General features: G+C 40.2%; 1 protein-coding gene. It reads left to right on the forward strand.

Features of this window, described 5'->3' with window-relative positions:
* The coding region (locus ADH52_RS04925) for a hypothetical protein (RefSeq protein ID WP_049510445.1) at positions 1-244 on the forward strand (244 nt) is incomplete at both ends.

Consider the following 244-nt stretch of genomic DNA (forward strand, 5'->3'; position numbering starts at 1 on the left):
CAAACCAGGCAAGGATAAACCAGTTCTTCCGTACGTGCCAGGATACACACCTAAGGATAAAGATGGTAATCCGTTGAAACCAGTAGATCCAAACGATCCAACCAAAGGATATGAAGTACCAAGTATTCCAGCAGATCCAAGTCAAGATACACCAATCAACTACGTAGCAAACAAAGCTAACCTAGTAGTTAAATATGTAGATGAAAAAGGCAAAGACTTAATCCCTTCAGAAACAACAGAAGGA

This window comes from Streptococcus pseudopneumoniae (assembly GCF_001072665.1).
GTDB lineage: Bacteria > Bacillota > Bacilli > Lactobacillales > Streptococcaceae > Streptococcus > Streptococcus pseudopneumoniae_S.